This is a genomic window from Actinoplanes oblitus (assembly GCF_030252345.1).
GTDB classification, from domain to species: domain Bacteria; phylum Actinomycetota; class Actinomycetes; order Mycobacteriales; family Micromonosporaceae; genus Actinoplanes; species Actinoplanes oblitus.
Map to the genome: position 1 here is coordinate 2,431,748 of NZ_CP126980.1, position 17,811 is coordinate 2,449,558.

A 17,811-nucleotide genomic window follows, 5' to 3' on the forward strand; every position below is an offset into this window, starting at 1 on the left:
GAGCAGAGGTGCCGCCGCGACGTCCGCACGCCTGCGGCGAACAGCTGATCGCGTCACCACCGAGGCCCGGCGGCCCGTTGCCGGCCTCGCCCCGCGTCCCGCTCCCGGGACGGCGGTCCACCCCATCGGAAGAGGTACGTACACCATGTCCACCCTGAGTCGTCGGGACGTCATCCGCTACGCGGCCGCGGCCACCGCTGTCGCCGGCGGCGTCGCCGGCGCGCAGGCCCTGTCCACCTCCGGCTCCTCCGCGCAGGTGCCGGCCGGCGCCGCGGCGCCGGCCGATCCGCGGGACTTCGAGCTGGAGTACCGCGGCAAGAAGATCAAGGGAGTGCACGGCGGTGGCGCCCACGGCGCTCAGCTGAGCGCGCGGGGCACCTCGCGGAGCCGGCAGCCGCACCAGGTCCACATCGACGGGCGCAAGCTGGCGGTCATGCAGATCGAGCTGCCGTCCCCCAGCGGCACCGGGGTGGTGCTCGGCTTCATCAGCGCCCTCAACCACTACGAGCCGGTCCTGATCGACGAGGACAAGAACCGGGACGGTTTGCTGAAGCTGGCCCGGCGAGCTGTCGACGTGCTGGGCAACAGCGAGCTCACCGCCCTGGCGGGCGCGGACCACAACCACGGGAACTGACCGCACCCTCCCCGTTCCGATTCATCGAAAGGCTCTTCCGTCATGGGCGTACGCAAGAACGCGCGCAACCTCACCAGCACCGAGAAGGCGGCGTTCGTCTCCGCCGTCAAGCGCCTCAAGGCGCAGACCACCGGTCGTAACTACGACTGGTACGTCACCACTCACCTGAACTACTTCGCCGCCGTCGGCGGCATCCGCTACGCCCACCAGTCGCCGTCCTTCCTGCCGTGGCACCGTCAGTACCTGATCGAGTTCGAGCGGGCGCTGCAGGTCTACGAGCCGTCGGTGACCCTGCCGTACTGGGACTGGACCGTGGACCGCACCACCACCGGTGCGCCGTTCACCGCCGACTTCATGGGCGGCAACGGATCCGGCGGCAACGGCCCGGTCACCACGGGCCCGTTCGCCGGGGCGACCAACTGGCGGATCAACGTCAGCAGCACCACCTCGACATCACTGCGGCGCGCCATGGGCAGCAACACGTTGCCCAGCGCCACCCAGGTCAGCTCGGTGCTCGGGGTCTCCACTTACGACGCGGCGCCGTGGAACAGCTCGGCCACCAGCGGCATGCGCAACCGGATGGAGGGCTGGACGACCCCCAACCTGCACAACGCGGTGCACGTGTGGGTGGGGGGTCACATGGGACAGCAGGACTCGCCGAACGACCCGGTGTTCTGGCTGCACCACTGCAACATCGACCGGCTGTGGTCGCAGTGGCAGACACGGTGGGGCTTCGACGCCGGGCACTACCTGCCGGCCGCCGGCACCAGCGGTGTCGTGGACCTCGACGAGACCCTGCAGCCGTGGCCGGGCGTGACCCCGGCCTCGGTGCTCGACCACAGCAGCGTCTACACCTACGCCTGATCCGGATCGTTCAGCGCGGGCAGTAGGCGGTCGGCTCGGCCGGTCGCAGCTCGGCGCCGGCCAGGCTGCGCACCGCGGCGCGGGTGGTCGCGCGAACCCCGACGGTGATCTCGTAGGCGTTGACGGTGCTGCTGTAGCGGTTGTCACCGTGGTCGACGAGCCCCAGGGACACGCCGTCGATGTAGGCGCACGGATGGGCGCCACCCCAGCCGTGGATCAGCCGGTCGCGGTAGTACTCGACGAAGACGCCGACGGGTGGGACGGAGTCCGACGTGGCCGGCCCGGCGGGCGCCTGTGCGCCCGCCGGCGCCGGGGCGGTGACGGTCAGCACGGCCGGCACCAGGGCCGCGGCCAGCACCACGTTGGCCACCTGTCGCTTCAGCATCGTTCCCCCAAAGGCAATCGACATCGATGTACGTCGATAACATAGCCGATCGTCACCGTTTTCTCCGGAGAACGCGGCCGGTGCGAACCTACTCGGCGATGCCTTCAACTCGAGCGCGGTCGTCGAGGTTATGCGCCACGCCGGCCGGTCTCGGGGCCCGCGGGTGCACCCCTATGTAGAGTTCGGATATAGTGCCGCGATGCGGATCACTGTAGCGACTGCCCGGCTGCTGGCCGCGCTGCTCGCCGAGCCGGCAGCCGACCGGTACGGCCTGGACCTGATGAGGGCGACCGGCCTGGCCAGCGGCAGCCTTTACCCGATCCTCCACCGGCTGCAGGACGCGGGCTGGCTGACCACGCGGTGGGAGGACATCGACCCGGCCGAGGCCGGACGACCGGCCCGCCGGTTCTATCGTCTGACGCCCGACGGGGTCAGTCAGGCCCGGTCGGCCCTCGCCGGGCTGCGGGCACAGACCGCGGTGCCCGGGATCGTGGGTCTCGCGACGCGGAGCCTGGCATGGTGAGCCGGCGGATCGCCGAGGCCCTGCTGGGGCTGGCCGCCCGGCGCTGGCCGGCCCGGCTGCGCGGCGAGATGCACCAGGAGTGGCTCGCCGAACTGCACGTGCTGGCCGCCGAGCGCCGTACCGCGGCAATGCTGCGGTACGCGGCGAGCCTCGCGGCCGCCCGGCCGGTGCGGGAACCGGTCGCCGGCGCGGAGCGAGCGGCAGCACTGTGGCGGGCCGTACGACTGTGCGTTGTGGCGCCGTTGGCCGCCGTCGTCGTGTTCGCTACCTGCCTGGCAGCCGCTCTGGCCGTCGTGGATCCACTGCTCGCCGCGTTGCCGTTCGGCGAACAGCCGCGGCAGTGGGTGGCGGCGCTGGCCACGGCCGCCGCTGCCGTCGTGCTCGCCCGGTCCGGCCGGTGGTGGACGGCCGAGGGCGCCGGGATGGCCGCGCTGCTGCTCGCGATCACGGTCCCCGGCTTCGTCCTCGCCAGCCTGGCCTACCTGCTGCCGGCCGGGATGTCCGGCGGATACGCCCTGCACTGGCCCGCATACGCGGTGTTCTTCGCCTGCCTCGCCGCGCTGCTCCACGCCGTCGACCGGCTGGCCGCCACCGGCCGGCGCGTCCTGGCCTGGTGGACCGGCGTGGCCGGCGCGCTGACGCTCACCGACCTCGCGGTCACCCTTCCGGTCCTGCTGTCCAGCGGCGACGATCCTCCCGTCGCGTCGGCACCGCTGTGGCTGTTCGCCGCGCTCAACGGCGGCGGCCTCGACGGGATCAGACTGCCCGGCATGACCGCCGACCAGATCTGGACCGTCGGCGACACCACCGACTTCGACGCCTACATCTTCCTGCTCTACGCCGGCCTGGCCCTCGGCGTGATCATGACCAGAGCATCGAGGGCTGCCACGACCTCGGTGCCCAGCACGCGGCCCGAGCTCACCTGAGCGGGCAACGGGTCCGGCGGACACCCGACAGAGCAGACCCGCGCCGCCTGTCCGCCTGGCCGACCACGGACACGACCGTGACCGGTGGCATGCTCGGGTAATGAGCGGAACTGACGCCACGGTGAGCACCCTGCGGCGCCCCGCCCCCGGGTGGGTCGCACCGCTGTTCGCGGTTCTGGGCGCGGCCACCATCCCGTGGACCGTCTACCTCTCGCTCACCCTGCCGCAGCGGACCCACACCGGCAACTACCGGGTGGCCTGGGTCGGTTTCGACGTGCTGCTGGTGGCCGGCCTGCTGGCCACCGCCTACCTGGCCTGGCGCGGCCGGCCGCGGGTCGGGCTGCTGGCCGGCGCCACCGCCACCCTGCTGGTGGTCGACGCCTGGTTCGACGTGACGCTGTCGACTCGATCCGAGCTGACCTCGGCGATCCTGTCCGCGGTGCTGATCGAGACTCCGCTGGCGGTGCTGTGCGGGTGGATCGCGCTGCACGTCGACCGGCTCGTCGAACACCGCCTGCACCGGCTGGCTCGGCAGACCATCCGGCTGCGCGCCCGGACCGCGGCCCTGACGCTGAACAGCCGGTCGCGTCTGCGCGGCGAGGCCCGGCTCCAGCAGATCCTGCGTGAGCAGGCGCGGCTGGGGCGGATCGGGGCGGCCGGCGGCGGTGGGGCGGAGGCCGCCAAGCGCGACCTCCGTTGACCGGGGCCGGTCCGGGCGGAGCTGGTGCTGGCGCGCCACCGGGGTCCCACGCCGGTCGCGCCGGGCCAGCCGCAGTCGTCGGTGTCGTCGCCACCGGTTCCCGGCCGATCGACACCACGGTCGAGCACCGCCGCTTATGACCGACACCCGCTTTCCGGTACGCCCACAGCGCTCACCCCGCCGCCGGTCGTGCTGGTGGCGTGAGCGCGCGGTGGCGCTCTGCAATGGACGTGGCGTCGGCTGCAGGCGGCACCTCGAACTCACGGCCCCCCGGGTCCGGCCGGCTCCGCGCTGCCGACCCTTTGGGTTCGATGGGGTGCTCTTTAAATGTTCCTTAGCGATGCGAGCGGCGGCTCGCCGGTCGAGCACAGTCGATCACGCCATCCGTCGCCGAACGTTGAGGAACACCGTGTCCACGCGCCACCGCAAGCCCACCCGGACCCGCAAACTCGTGCTCGCCACCGTCGCCGTGGGGGTGCTCGGAGCCGGCGCCGCGGGGATCGCCTCGGCGCAGACGACGCATACTCGGCCGCAGGCCACCGGAGGCAGCACGGTCCGCCTGGGTGACGCCACCCGGGTGACCGGAACCGCCGCCACCCGCCGGCCGCACCGGCCCCGGCCGAGCGCGACCCGGACCTCCGCGGCACCGGCCACCACCGCCCCGAGCACTACCGCTCCGAGCGCCACCGCCCCGAGCACCACCGACCCCACCAGCGCCGCCCCGACCACGGCGCCCACCAGCGCCGCCCCGACCGCGGCGCCGACGACGACGGCGCCCACGACCGCGCCGACCACCGCCCCGGCGCCGACCACGGCTCCGCCCGCCGACTCGGTGATCGACGCGGTGCTCACGCACATCAACGCGGCGCGCACGGCGAACGGCGTGGCCGCGCTGACCCTCAGCCCGCAGCTGTCCACCGCGTCCGAGGCGCACAACGCCCTGATGGCCGGCGGTTGCGGCCTGTCCCACCAGTGCGCCGGCGAGGCCGGCCTCGGCGAGCGGTTCACCGCGGCCGGCGTCTCCTGGACCGCGGCCGGCGAAAACATCGGCCAGGGCAACGCTGACAACACCGCGGCCTCGATCACACAGGCCGCGAACGGGCTGACCGACCTGATGCTCGCCGAGGTGGCGCCGAACGACGGCCACCGCAGGAACCTGCTCAACCCGGCCTTCAAGCGGATCGGCCTGGCGGTGACCCGGGGTAGCGACGGCCGGGTCTGGTTCACCCAGGATTTCGTCAACTGACCTCTTGGAGTAGCCGCCGACGCTCACCCCGCTCCGGCCGCACGCGCGCGGCGGCGGCCACGGAAAGACGTTGCTCGCCGACATCCGCAGGCACGGCTACGAGCGTTTCGAGTGGTGGGTGCTGGCCTGGAACGAGCCGGCGATCGGCTTCTACCGTGCGCTCGGCGCCGAGCTTCTGGACGACTGGACCGGTGTGCCGGCTCAGCGGTGGCGCCCTCAAGGATCTTGCCCGCCTGGGGTCCGCCGCCGCCGGACCGGGTCCCGGCACGACGGACGGCCGAGGAGACGGCGCGGTGCGAACGTCCTACCGCAGGCGCTCATCCGAGCGGCGTCGAAGTCGATGAAGAGCGTATGGGGCCTTGGGCGTGCCGTGGGTATGTAGCGGCCGGGCTGGTGCTCGCGCTGGGTTTCCTGCTCACCGGCCCGGTGTCGCAGAGCGTGCTGTACGGGGTAGCCGGCGCCGGCGCCTCGGCGGCGCTGCTGACCGGGCTGCGCCGGCAACGGCCCCGGCCGGCGCGGGCGTGGTGGCTGGTCTGGGCCTCGGTGCAGATCAACATGACCGGTGACGCCGTGCTGGGCCTGCGTGTATGGGTCTTCCCGGGCTCCGCTCCCCTGGTCTTGCTCGAGAGCGTCATCTACCTGGTGTCGTACCTGGCGCTGGCCGCCGGCCTGACCGTGATCGTGCAGAGCCGCTCAGCCGGCCGGGACCGGGGTGCGACCATCGACTCGGCCATCGTGGCGTGCTCCCTGGCGCTGCCCCTATGGTTGGTGGCCGTCACGCCGGTGCTCGACGAGCCGGCTCAGCCGGTGGCCATCCTGGTGTTCCGGCTCGCCTTCCCGATCGGCGACGCGGTGCTGCTCACCCTGCTGGCCCGCCTGTTGGTCAGCCGCAGCGGCCGCAGCATGTCGCTGTACCTGCTGCTGGCGGCGGTCTGCTGCTGGCTGGCCGGGGACGTGGCCAACGCGATGCTGGCCGAGCGCGGCACGCTGGCGAGCTACTGGGGCGGGGTACTGTACTGTCTCAGCTACACCGCCTTCGGCGCGGCGGCCCTGCACCCCTCGATGCCGGCCCTCGCGACGGCTGGCTCGGCGCCCGCGCCGCGGTTGACCACCGGCCGCCTGACGGTGTTGGCCGCGCTGTCGCTGCTCGCGCCGGCCCTGCTGCTCGGCCAGGCGTTCACCGGCCGGCAGGTGCAGGCCGTGCCGATCGGGGTGGCGTGCGTCGTGCTGTTCCTGCTCGTGGTCGCCCGCATGGTGGGCCTGACCCGCCAGGTCGAGCGGCAGGCACGGGAACTGTCGGACCTGGCGAGCCGGGACGCGCTGACCGGCGTCGGCAACCGCCGCTCCTGGGACGCGCGGCTGCACGACGCGGTCACCGCCGCGCACGGCGCCGGGGGAGCGCTGGTGATCGCCTTGCTCGATCTGGACCACTTCAAGCGCTACAACGACACTCATGGTCACCAGGCCGGCGACCGGCTGCTCAAGGGCGCCGCCGCGGCCTGGCTGGACGTGCTGCGCCGCGATGACGTGCTGTACCGCTACGGCGGCGAGGAGTTCGGCCTGATCCTGCCGGGCGCGTCGGCCGGTGACGCGGTGAAGCTGACCGAGCGGCTGCGGGAGGTGGTCCCGGACGGTCAGAGCTTCTCCGCCGGTGTCGCCGCGCTGCACGGCACGGAGACCGTTGAGGAGCTGGTCGCCCGGGCCGACACCGCGCTGTACGAGGCGAAGGCGCACGGACGCGGCCGGGCCCGGGTGGCGGCTGTCCCGCCGAGGGCCGCTTGACCGAGGCCTCCCGGGCGGCGAGCCGGTTGCGACGGCGGCCGTACGAAAGGATGGACGCCCCGCGGTAGCCCCGTCCCGGCCGACGCAGTCGATGCGGCCGGTCGGCATACCAGCGTGCCGCGACGCGGACCAGCACCGTCAGGGCTCGCGCCTGACCCGAGCCGTCCGCGCCCCGCATCGAGTCACCCAGGCCTCAGCGGAAGATCAATCCTGCCGATCTACCAGTTGGGCGGCCGGTTACCGCGCCGCGAGCCGGGAGGACGACAGCTGTGCACGGCATCCGAACGCGTCTGGTCGCGAGTGTGCTGGTCATCATCGCCGTGGCGCTGGGTGCCCTGGTGGCGATCACCACGGTCCGGACCACGAGGCTGAGCCTGGACCAGGCCGGCGATTACATCGAGGAGCTGGCACGCCGGGACGCCGGTGAGGTCGGTGCCCGGATCGACGACGCGATGTACGCGGCCCGGGAGCTCGCCGGGACGATGGCGACCCTCAAGATCGTCGGCTTCACCGACCGGACCACGGTCAGCCACCTGGTACGGAACACGCTCGCCCGCCACCCGGAGTTCGTCGGGATGTCCACCGGCTGGGAGCCGAACGCGTTCGACGGCCGGGACCGGGCATTCCGCGGGAAGGCTCCGAGCGACGCCACGGGACGGTTCATCCCGTACTGGTACCGCGACGGTGACGCGCTGAAGTCCGACCCGCTCGTCGACTACGAGACGCCGGGCGCCGGCGACTGGTACCTGGTGCCCCGCAAGACCGGCAAGGACATGGTGGTCGACCCGTACGTCTACCCGATCAACGGCAAGGACGTGGTGATGACCACCGCGACCGCGCCCATCATGGTGCGCGGCACGTTCGTCGGTGTGGTCACCGTGGACCTGGCCCTCGCCGAGCTGAGCGCCGAACTCAGCGCCAACCGGCCCTACGGAGCCGGCTATCTCTCCCTGGTGACGGCCGGTGGCGTGGTCGTGGCCCACCCCAAGGCCGACTTGATCGGCAAACCGCTGCCCGGCAAGGCCGCCAGTGCGGTGCCCATCGCCGTACGCGACGGGGTGGCGCACTGGACCGGCCCCGACGGGTACCTCGACGAGGACGCCACCGCGGTGGCGGCGCGCGTGGCGCTGGCCTCCGGTGACTCATGGGCATTGCTGGTCGTGGCGCCGGACGCCTCGATCACCGCGCCGGCCGTCGCCCTCCGCTCGACCCTGCTGATCGCGGCCGCGCTGGCCTTCCTCGTCGCCGGCGTCGTGGTGTGGGTGCTGGGCACCCGGCTGACCAAGCCCCTGCTGTCGCTGCGCGACCGGCTCGCCGAGATCGCCGACGGTGACAGCGACCTGAGCCAGCGGGTCGACGAGGCACGGCGTGACGAGATCGGTCAGCTGGGCGCCGCGTTCAACCGCTTCACCAGCAAGATCGCGGACGTCGTGCGGCGCATCGACGAGCAGGCCGAGCAGGTCTCCACGTCAGCGCAGTCGCTCAGCACGATCAGCGCCGAGCTGCGGTCCACCGCCGCACACACCGCCGAGCGCGCGGAGGTCGTGGCCCGGGCCGCCGAGCGGGTCTCCGGCAACATCCGCACCGTGACGGTGGGCGCGGGGGAGATGGACGCCTCGATCCGGGAGATCTCAGCCAGTGCCGTAGAGGCGGCTCAGGTAGGCGGCCGGGCCGGCGAGGCGGCCGTGGCGACCACCCGGACGGTGGCGAAGTTGGGGGAGTCGTCCGTGCGGATCGGCGAGGTGGTCCGGGCGATCACCGCCATCGCCGAACAGACGAACCTGCTGGCGCTCAACGCCACCATCGAGGCGGCCCGGGCGGGCGAGATGGGCAAGGGCTTCGCCGTGGTCGCCGGTGAGGTGAAGGATCTGGCTCAGGGCACCGCGCGGGCCACCGAGGACATCATCAACCGGGTCCAGGTGATCCAGGCGGACACCGAGTCGGCGGTCACGGCCATCGATGAGATCGTCCAGGTGGTGGGCCGGATCAACGAGCTGCAGACGACCATCGCCGGTGCCGTCGAGGAGCAGACCGCCACCACGCAGGAGATGAGCCGCAACGTCGACGAGGCGGCGTCGGGCGCCACGGACATCGCCGCGACGATCGAATCGGTGGCCAAGGCGGTGCAGTCCACCACCGCGGGCAGCGCCGACACCGGGCGCGCCGCCGAGGAGCTGGCCGGCCTGGCCGCCCAGCTCAAGACGCTGGTCGGCCAGTTCCGGGTGTGAGGCTCCGGCTACCGGCAAAGGACGTCCCCGGGTGCGCGGGAAATATAGTTGGGCAACGGCGCTCTGTGGGCGAACCGGAATGCTTTGCAACTCGACGCGCAGCTGTTCGCCTGAATGGTGCCGGCTGCTCACCAGGAGACAGCCGGCACCATTGCTCGTCAGGCGGTTTGTCCGTAGACCGCCAGCTCGGTGGAGTCCATGAACTTGCAGCCGTTCGCGGAGGCCGGCTGGTTGGCCGGGCAGAGCCCGGCATCCTGCGCCTGCGTGGTCAGCATCGTGTACCGGATGTACTCGATGGCGTCGCCGGTGCCCGCGGCCAGCGCGACCGGGGTGGGCGTGACGGTGCCGGCCGGGAACGTGCCGCTCGCGGCGACGGCCCACGTCTTGCCGTCCTTGGACGTCTCGATCCGGTAGCCGCCGGTGGAGGCCGTCGCGTCGTCACCACAGGTGGCCGACGGGTTGACGACCAGCTGTGCGACGTTGACGACGCCGGACAGGCGGATCACGGCGTTCTGGCCTTCGGCCGCGATGTCAGAACCCCAGCCGGCGATCTGCGACTGGTCGAGCAGCTGACCCGGGCCACAGCCGTACGCCGTGTAGTCCGGACCGGTGGCACTGACTATGCCCGCACCGCCGGAGGAAGCCGCCCAGTCGTGGCGGACCGCCCAGTTCTCCGCCTTGGTGCCCGAGTTGATCGACACCGTCTTGACGATCGGGTCGTAGCCCGCGCCCCGCGCGTACACCTTGGCGTACGTGCCCGGGATGATGCCGGAGATCTTGTAGGTGCCATCCGCGGCGGTGGTGGCGCGGTAGTCACCGGCGAAGCCGGAGGCGTGTCCGCCGAAGGCGATGGTGAGGCCGGACACCGGGGCCTTGGTGTCCTGGTCGGTCACCTTGCCGGTGAGCGTGCCGCGCGGGGTGCTCGCGGCCGGCGGCGTCGAGAAGTCCTCGACCGGCTGGGTGTCGTCGCCGTCGATGGCGGCGGCGAAGTAACCCATGCCCCGCTTGGCGAAGACCTTCCAGATGGTCTTGGCGTTCTTGCCCTTGCTGACCACCAGGTCGGCGGCGAGGATCGAGTTCCGCATGTCCAGGAACGACGGGTTGTCCGGAGACAGCTCCATGCCGCGGGTGATGATCGACTCGGCCTTCTTGCTGCCGATGGCGCGGCGCAGGTCCCACAGCGTCTGGGCCCAGATCTCACCGTCCGCGTGCACCTCAGGGCCGCTCGACGAGACCTTGCCGAAGTCACCGTACGTGTAACCGCCGGGGCCGGCTGCCGGGGTGCCGGGGCATGTCGGCGCGACGATGCCGACGGTGCAGTCGAGACCCTCGCTGCGGATCGTGCCGCCGGCCGACCAGTATTTGCCGATCAACACGTCACCGGGCTTCGCGGTGTCCTTCTCGAGCCCCGTGGCATGCAGGTAGTCCTCGGCGTACCAGTCGCTCCAAGCCTCGCCCATCGCGCCGCCCTGGATGTTGCTCAGGGTGGAGTTGCCCGCGGCGTCGATGACGAGCCGGTTCGACAGGCCGTGCGTGTACTCGTGGAACACGACGTCGGACTCGTCACCGGTGTTCGCGGCGACCGCCTCCGGGCCCGGGTTCAGCAGGTACATCTGCATGACCGGCGAGATGCCGTCCGGCGGGGTGTTCATGTTGGCGTTGTCGGTGTGGGCAGCGTCGGGCAGACCGTTCGCGGTGTTGGCGCCGTCCATGGCCTGGCCCTGCACCGCGTCGCCGTCCCGCGCCTCGAAGTTGCCCGCCGCCCGGGTGAAGCCGATCGGCGAGGACTTGAGGTGGTCATGGAAGGTGCCGAGGAAGGTGAAGAGCTGTACCGCGTTCTGCTTGCGGTTGGCCTGCCACGAATTCGCCGTCTTCGGGTCCCACGAGCAGGGGTACGCGTCCGAGCAGAGGCCGCCCACCGCGTTGTTGAAGTTGACGAACGGGTAGTTCCACCGGTGCACGCCGGCCGAGCTGACCTCCTCGGTCGGGTCGGCCTGGTTGTTGTCGTTGACGTCCGAGTAGACGTGCGCGACGTTGCCGGACAGTTGGCGCGCGTTGTCCGGCAGCCAGCCCTTGGCGGTCAGGTCGACCTTCTGCTGGACGCCGCCCTTGGGCGCGCCCGGATAGTTCTTCCACACCTCGGCGCTGTCGTTGGCGATCGTGCTGTGGCGGTAGAGCACCTCGCCGCTGGCCGCGTCGATGACGTGCACGTAGCCCTCGTCGACGACGATCGTCTGCCAGGCCAGGCGCGGGCCCGAGACGGTCTGGAACCAGACCTTCTTGGCCGTGCCGTTGTCGCTGAAGGTGGTCGTGCCGGCCGCCGTCTTGGTGACCTTGGCGGTGGACGTACCGAAGACGTCCTTGACCGCCGCGGCCCGGGCTCCCGTGGCGGTCACCTTGGCGGCGCCCGCCGTGGCGGGCAACGACTTGAGCGGCGAACCGTCCACCTGCACGAGGCGGCCGTCCTTGGTGACGTGCGCCTTCAGGCCGTTGCCGAACACCGGCACTCCGTCGGCGACCTGCACCCAGCTGAGGTGGTGGGTGCCCGCGACGTCGACATAGTCCCGGCGCAGCTCGAGCGTGGCGAGGTCGGCCGCGCTCAGACCGAAGACCTCGGGGTGGGCCTTGATGTAATCGAGCGCGATGGTGGTCGGCTTCTTGTGGCTCGGGCCGGTCAGGAAGCCGTCCAGCTTGGTGACCCGGCGCGGGGTGCCGGTAGCCCGATCGATGTCGACGATGCCCTGCACACCGAGCTTGTTGCGCATGGTCTGTACCGCCGAGGCCGACGGCGCGGCGGCGAAGGCGCGGCTCCGTGCGGAGTTCTTCGGTGCGGCCGCCGGCGCTTGTGCCTCGGCCGCGGCGGCCAGGTTCTCACGGGAGTCGTAATCGGCTCGCCGTTGGGAATTGCTGTCAGTGTCCGCGGTCACGGCGCCTGATAGCGGTGCGGCCTGTGCGTGCTGCGGCAGCAACGCCGCAAGCAGAACGACACCGGCAGCTGCCGCCCCGACCCGCCGGGTCGCGGACGGTACGGAAAACGGTCTCAATTCAGCCCCTCTCGACCGGGCTAAGATGCGAGCCCGGCCCCGGTGTGAACCTGGCGCCGGCCGCACCTCACTTGTGTGGCCCGTCGATGGGAGATGTTCTTGCTCATTGGCGTACATAACTAGAGCTGTATTTGGATCTTTACCGAGTCGAGATCACATCACGGCGTGAGTTGGCGACTCCATCGCACTTAGCGAGTCAGCATTATCTATGTCTCCACTGCCGGCACGCCCTTCACGAGTCCGATGTGGACAGAGGATGCGCATCGCCGGAAATCGATTGAAAAAAGGGGGGGTGCGGCCGTGTCCGCGCGCACGCTGGATCGGCCCTTCGCCCTGCTCTACCAGCTCCGACGACTCGCCGTGCGCGGGAGACGGCGACTCGACGTCCATGACGGCCTGGTCAGGCCCGCCCGCGTCCTGGTTGCCGGCGCCGAATGATCAACTGGATCGACCGGAGATTGTGATAGGAATCTTAACTGCCGATGATGACCATTCTGCATAGCGCGGTGCGCGAACTGTTGCGCGACGACGACGGCAGGCTGGTCCCGGCAGTCGCCCCGGGATCACCCGGCGTGTGGTTGCGGCACTCGGTGCTGGCTCGCCGCCTGGCTCGCCCGGGCGCACGCGGCCGGCACCTCGTCGGCCGGAACCGGTCGGCTCAGCGCAAAACCTTGGGCGAGATCGCAGCCCATCTCGCGGAGCACGGCCAGCGCCTCGAGTTCCTCGACGCCCTCGGCAACAACCGACAGGCCCAGGTTGTGACCCAGGTCGATGGCGCTGCGGACCAGCACCACGCCGTCGACGTCTCGGGCGAGGCCCTGCACGAACGACCGGTCGATCTTGAGTTCGTCCGCCGGTAGCTGGCGAAGCTGGGACAGCGAGCTGAAGCCGGTCCCGAAGTCGTCGACGGAGATCAGGATGCCCTCCTCACGGACCTGGCGCAGGACGGTCCGGGCACGTTCCGGTTCGAGCATTACGCTGCTTTCGGTCAGCTCCAGTTGCAGGGTGCCGTGGGGCAGGTCGACGTCGGTGACCGCGTCGCGGATCCGGGGCAGGAAATCGTCGTGCAGCAGGCACCGCGGCGAGATATTGACCGACACCGCCAGAGGGTTGCCAGCGGCCGCCCACCGGGCTGCCTGCGCGACCGCGACCTTCAGCAGGTGGTATGTCAGCGAGATCTCCAGACCGCGGGAGGCGGCCATGTCGAGGAACGCCGCGGGCAGCAGCAGTCCCCGGGTCGGATGGCGCCAGCGCACCAGCGCTTCGACGCCGGCCACCGATCCGTCGGCGATCCGGATCTGTGGCTGGAAGTACAACACCAGCTGGTTCTCCGGGTCGCCGGTGTCCAGCAGCGTGCGAAGCTCCCCGAACAGGCTCATCTCCTCGGGTGCCACGGCGTCCAGGAGCTGGTCGTAGACCGCGACGCCCCCGCCGGCTGCCTTCGCCCGGTACATCGCCGCGTCGGCCTGGCGCAGAAGCTCGTCGTCGGCGACACCGATCGTGCCGACGGCGAGACCGATGCTGGCACTGACCGAGGCCGCGCCGACGTCGAGCAGGAAGTCGTGCCGGATCTTGTCGGAGAGCCGTTCGGCTACCTCGACGGCGGTCGCCAGGTCGGCGACGCCCGACAGGAGCACCGCGAACTCGTCACCGCCCAGCCGAGCGGCCAGGTCGCCGTCGCGAATGCCGGCCCGCAGCCGGTGTCCGGCCTCCTGCAGAAGTTGATCGCCGGCCTGGTGACCGAGCGTGTCGTTGACGGCCTTGAAGCCGTCCAGGTCGATGATCATGACGGCCACTTGGTCATCTCGTCGGTCGGCCGACACCCGGATCGAATCGGTCAGGCGCTCGTGGAACATCCGCCGGTTCGGTAGCCCGGTCAGCGGATCGTGCAGGGACCGGTGCTCGCTGGCGTCGGCGTCCTGGACCAGGCGGCGCTGATAGCTCAGCACCATCCGCCAGATCACACCGACCAGGGTGAGCCCCACCCCGAAGCCGACCGAGGTGCCGATCAGCATGCGCACCTCGGCGCGTCGCATCGCGTCGGCCTGCCGTTGCGCGCTGGCGTGGTACGCCCGGCTGACGGTGTCCACATCCTGCTGCAAGGTGTAGTAGGACGGTGTGACGCTGAGACTGTCCAGGCTGAGGCTGTCCGGATCGCGGTCCGCCACCAGCGCGATGAGCTGCTCGGCGTTCGTCCGGTATTCCCGTTGCCGGTCCAGCAACCGGGTCGCCTCGCGGTCGGCGTCGGGCAGCCCGTGCTGGACCGCGAGGTGCAGCGCTACGTCCACCGAGTCGGCGGCCTGGCGGAAGCGGCTCAGCACCGCCGAGGACGGCTCCACCTGGTAGTGGCGCAGATTGACCTCTTCGAGCGTGATCGCCCCGCGGGCCTCGCTGAAGTCCGCGTCCACGTGCAGGGCCCGGCTGTGGTCGTGCACCGCCTGAGCGGTCAGCGCTGTCCCGATGATGGTGTAAGCGCCAAGTGCCATCAGCACGCTCGCCAGCGCGGCCGTGGTGTTCAGGCTGCGCCGCCGCCGTGCTCGGGAGCCGTCGCGAACGTACGACCGGCGTCCCACGAGTCCGTCGGGCATCCGCCACCGTTTCACGATGTCTCCCTTCGGACGTAACCGGTGAGGCCTCGCCGCTAACCATCGGCCGACCGATGCGGAACCTGAACCAAGCGCTCAGCAACTACCACTCGGACGCCGATGAGAGAAGGCGGCGAGCAGGTTCTGCGGGGAGGCACTGTCATGCGCATCGGCCCACGGTTCGGCACTTTGCTCACTGTCGTGGTCCTGGCCGGGGCCGCCGCGCTCGGGGGTTGTGGCGGCGGCGACGCGGGCACCTCCACTGCTGAAGTGCCGGCCGCCATCCGGCTGGGCGCCCTGGTGCCGCTGTCCGGCACGAATGCGCAGTCGGGCCGGGAGATGCGCGATGCGGCCCAGATGGCGGTCGACGAGGTCAACGCGGCCGGGGGAGTGCTCGGCCGGAAGGTGGAGTTGCTGGTCCTGGACGACGCCTGCGACCCGGGCACCGCCGTGGTGAAGGCCAACGATCTGGTGGCACAGGACATCACGGTCTCGGTCGGCGGCTATTGCAGCAGCGCCACGGTGCCCACCCTGAAGGTCTTCCGAGACGCTGGTGTGCCGATGGTGATCGCCCTGGCCACGTCCACCGACCTGCTGGTGCCGAAGTACGACAGCATCTTCCTGATCAGTGGCACGGTCACTGACGAAGGGGCCTTCGCGGTCGCCGCCATGCGCCGGATGGGCAGCAAGCGGCTGATCATCGTCAACGACGGCACCAGCTTTCCGGTCACCCTCGGCCGGACGACCGCCGAAGCGGCCGCCGAGCCCGGTACGGGTATCGAGACAGTCGCCACCCACGAACTCAGTCAGGGTGCGCCGTCGTACGCCCGGCTGGCCAAGCAGATCGTCGGCGAGAAAGTCGACACGGTGTACTTCACCGGCTATTACGGAGAGGCCAACCAGCTCATCAAGGATCTGCGGACCGCCGGGTTCGACGGCCGGATCATCGTCGGAGACGGCGCGACGGACGGCCCGCTGCTCACGGGTCTGACCGCCGCGCAGACCAAGAACGTGTTCGGGACCGCGCTGACGGTGCCGGCGCTCATGCCGTCGCTGGCCGCGTGGTCGAAGCGATTCGCGAAGGTCACCGGGCGGCAGCCCGGCGCGGGCGGACCGGAGTCCTACGACGCGGTCACGGTGGCCGTCGATGCGATCAAGCGAGCCGGTTCGACCGATCACGCCGCCGTGCGTGCCGCCATCGCCGCCACGCCGGACTTGCCGCTGCTGTCCGGGACGGCCAAGTTCAACGCCGACGGCACCCGGGCGAATCCGGTCTTCCTGCTGTTGGAGGTCCGGGACGGAAAGCTGGCGGAGGTTCCGGCGGGCTGACGAGGACATCCACGATGGACCGGGGCCGGCGGGGGACACCATCGTTCTTGGTCGTCAGACGCCGAGCCGCAACATGTATCGCTATAGAGCCTGCTCGACTCTGGTGATGGCAATGGTCGTTTCATGTACTCCTGGGGGCAATTTGCTTCGCGGGATCCCGGTGGCGTTGTTCACCACGACGGTGGCCCTAAGCGAAGGGCCTGGAGCCACGCGGTGAACGCGGCGGCCCGATCCAGCCGATGGCGCAGCCCGACGAGGCGGGTCAGGGCCGCGTTGCGGGCCCTTGGAACGGACTGGTGCAACAGGTCGGTGGAGACCGCGGGCACGGTGAGACGCGCGTTGGCGATCCCGTGCAGGACATCACTCCAGATCGTGGACCAGATTTCGGTGGTATCGGCGGCCACGTTCACCTCGATCACGGTTCGGTCATCGGCGGCCCGCACCTGCGTGGGCGGTTCGCCCTGCGGGGCCCAGGCCGGGAGCAGTTCCACCCGCAGTAAGCGGCCATCCGCGTCAAACAGCACGGTGTCCTGCTCCTCGAGGACCGCCCGGCGGATACCGAGCCGCCGCCACAGGGTCTTCCGGGGGTCGTCGGGCAGGACCGCGTCCGGGTTGACCAGGTGCTCCCGGATGGGGCTGAGCACGCTGTCTCGGGCGTGGCCCCACTCCGCGGACGCGGTGGCGTGCCGCTCGGCGACCAGATCGCCGGTGGTCGGGTCCTGCGCGAGCTGGGCGGCTATCTCCCCGAGTTGGTCGAAGAGGGCGTCCGCCGCCGCCCATGCCCAGGCCTCGGCGAGGCGCTCGGCGAGGACTGTGGCCGGTTGCGGCGGGACAGCTTGGTTCTGCTCGGCCGAAAGGAACGCCAGCCACTCGTGGAGCACGACGTCGGCGACGCTGGGACCGGGAACGGTGAGTACGGTCGCCGTCGACGTGTCCACGAGTGCGGGCTGCGACGATGCCACCGGGCGTAGGCCGGAGGGGGTCAGCTCCCAGGCTGGGCGGGGCCGGTGGTAGTCGTCGCGGGTGACGAACGGCTGCCGGTTCCCCCTCGTCGGGAATCGGGTATCCGCGCCGGCTCTGCTCCCCCCGGGGACGGCCGCCTGCAACTGCCGTACCACCGTGGCGATTGACTCCGCCGGCACCCGGCGCGACAGCGCTATTACCGTCTCGTTCGGGCGCACCAGGAGCACCTGCGCCGCGGCCGGGCCCGGAAGGGTCCCGGCCACGAACCAGACGCCAGTGGCGGGGGCACGACGCCTGCCGAACCGCCCCCGGCCGCTGCCGACCGGCAGCCACACGAACGGCTGCGGCGGGTCGGGCAGCGTGACGGGGCCGGGTTCCCAGATCCGCAGCGCGTCGGCGAGTACCTCGGCGGCTGGTCGCTCGGCCGGCTCCCGGCGGTCGCCGGACCACGACGCCGTCAGCAGTCCCTGCAAGCCGGCTACAAATCGCCCCAGCGCCCGCGCCAGTTCCACAGCGGAATCCGTCACCCGAGCCATCCTATCGACCAATATCCATAGTTGCGGCCGTGCGCCCGTCGGCTACCGAAGGTCGCGGGCCTCGGC

14 protein-coding genes are annotated in these 17,811 nt (G+C 71.0%); 10 read left to right on the forward strand and 4 right to left on the reverse strand.

Annotated elements, in window-relative coordinates; all coding sequences use genetic code 11:
- Positions 1 to 145 precede the first annotated feature (145 nt).
- Together Actob_RS11075 and Actob_RS11080 are read left to right on the forward strand one after the other, a co-directional pair.
- Complete coding sequence (locus Actob_RS11075) at positions 146 to 634, forward strand: tyrosinase family oxidase copper chaperone (protein WP_284919992.1); 489 nt, start codon at positions 146 to 148, stop codon at positions 632 to 634.
- Positions 635 to 676: 42 nt separating this feature from the next.
- Positions 677 to 1,498: a tyrosinase family protein gene (locus tag Actob_RS11080; RefSeq protein WP_284919993.1), complete on the forward strand. Its 822-nt coding sequence runs from the start codon at positions 677 to 679 to the stop codon at positions 1,496 to 1,498.
- Between the two features lie 10 nt (positions 1,499 to 1,508).
- On the opposite strand, the gene Actob_RS11085 is transcribed toward Actob_RS11080, so the two are convergent.
- Positions 1,509 to 1,883 carry a tyrosinase family oxidase copper chaperone gene (locus tag Actob_RS11085; protein WP_284919994.1) on the reverse strand — a complete coding sequence of 125 codons (375 nt, stop codon included), beginning with the start codon at positions 1,881 to 1,883 and terminating at the stop codon, positions 1,509 to 1,511.
- 199 nt (positions 1,884 to 2,082) lie between these two features.
- Here Actob_RS11085 and Actob_RS11090 point away from each other — a divergent pair, with 199 nt between their 5' ends.
- The 7 genes from Actob_RS11090 to Actob_RS11115 all read left to right on the forward strand — a co-directional run bounded on the left by Actob_RS11090 (position 2,083) and on the right by Actob_RS11115 (position 9,288).
- Entirely contained in the window at positions 2,083 to 2,406 is a 324-nt protein-coding gene (locus Actob_RS11090; protein WP_284919995.1) for a PadR family transcriptional regulator, read from the forward strand.
- Positions 2,400 to 3,332: a hypothetical protein gene (locus tag Actob_RS11095; protein WP_284919996.1), complete on the forward strand. Its 933-nt coding sequence runs from the start codon at positions 2,400 to 2,402 to the stop codon at positions 3,330 to 3,332. The genes Actob_RS11090 and Actob_RS11095 overlap by 7 nt, the downstream gene beginning before the upstream one ends.
- 100 nt (positions 3,333 to 3,432) lie before the next feature.
- On the forward strand, positions 3,433 to 4,032 hold the full coding sequence (locus Actob_RS11100) for a hypothetical protein (RefSeq protein ID WP_284919997.1): 600 nt from the start codon (positions 3,433 to 3,435) through the stop codon (positions 4,030 to 4,032).
- Between the two features lie 409 nt (positions 4,033 to 4,441).
- Positions 4,442 to 5,278, forward strand: a complete 837-nt coding sequence (locus tag Actob_RS11105) for a CAP domain-containing protein (RefSeq protein ID WP_284919998.1) — start codon at positions 4,442 to 4,444, stop codon at positions 5,276 to 5,278.
- 70 nt (positions 5,279 to 5,348) lie between these two features.
- Entirely contained in the window at positions 5,349 to 5,660 is a 312-nt protein-coding gene (locus Actob_RS43875; protein WP_328518424.1) for a GNAT family N-acetyltransferase, read from the forward strand.
- On the forward strand, positions 5,630 to 7,060 hold the full coding sequence (locus Actob_RS11110) for a GGDEF domain-containing protein (RefSeq protein ID WP_284919999.1): 1,431 nt from the start codon (positions 5,630 to 5,632) through the stop codon (positions 7,058 to 7,060). The genes Actob_RS43875 and Actob_RS11110 overlap by 31 nt, the downstream gene beginning before the upstream one ends.
- Positions 7,061 to 7,329: 269 nt before the next feature.
- Positions 7,330 to 9,288, forward strand: a complete 1,959-nt coding sequence (locus Actob_RS11115) for a methyl-accepting chemotaxis protein (RefSeq protein ID WP_284920000.1) — start codon at positions 7,330 to 7,332, stop codon at positions 9,286 to 9,288.
- 158 nt (positions 9,289 to 9,446) lie between these two features.
- Here Actob_RS11115 and Actob_RS11120 read toward each other — a convergent pair whose 3' ends face one another.
- Together Actob_RS11120 and Actob_RS11125 are read right to left on the reverse strand one after the other, a co-directional pair.
- Positions 9,447 to 12,215 (reverse strand): M36 family metallopeptidase, encoded by a 2,769-nt coding sequence (locus Actob_RS11120; RefSeq protein WP_284920001.1) that lies wholly within the window; start codon positions 12,213 to 12,215, stop codon positions 9,447 to 9,449.
- Between the two features lie 680 nt (positions 12,216 to 12,895).
- Positions 12,896 to 14,920: a putative bifunctional diguanylate cyclase/phosphodiesterase gene (locus tag Actob_RS11125; RefSeq protein WP_284920002.1), complete on the reverse strand. Its 2,025-nt coding sequence runs from the start codon at positions 14,918 to 14,920 to the stop codon at positions 12,896 to 12,898.
- 159 nt (positions 14,921 to 15,079) lie between these two features.
- Here Actob_RS11125 and Actob_RS11130 point away from each other — a divergent pair, with 159 nt between their 5' ends.
- Positions 15,080 to 16,246 (forward strand): branched-chain amino acid ABC transporter substrate-binding protein, encoded by a 1,167-nt coding sequence (locus Actob_RS11130; protein WP_284920003.1) that lies wholly within the window; start codon positions 15,080 to 15,082, stop codon positions 16,244 to 16,246.
- A gap of 170 nt (positions 16,247 to 16,416) precedes the next feature.
- Here Actob_RS11130 and Actob_RS11135 read toward each other — a convergent pair whose 3' ends face one another.
- Entirely contained in the window at positions 16,417 to 17,736 is a 1,320-nt protein-coding gene (locus Actob_RS11135; protein WP_284920004.1) for a serine/threonine-protein kinase, read from the reverse strand.
- Positions 17,737 to 17,811: the final 75 nt, after the last annotated feature.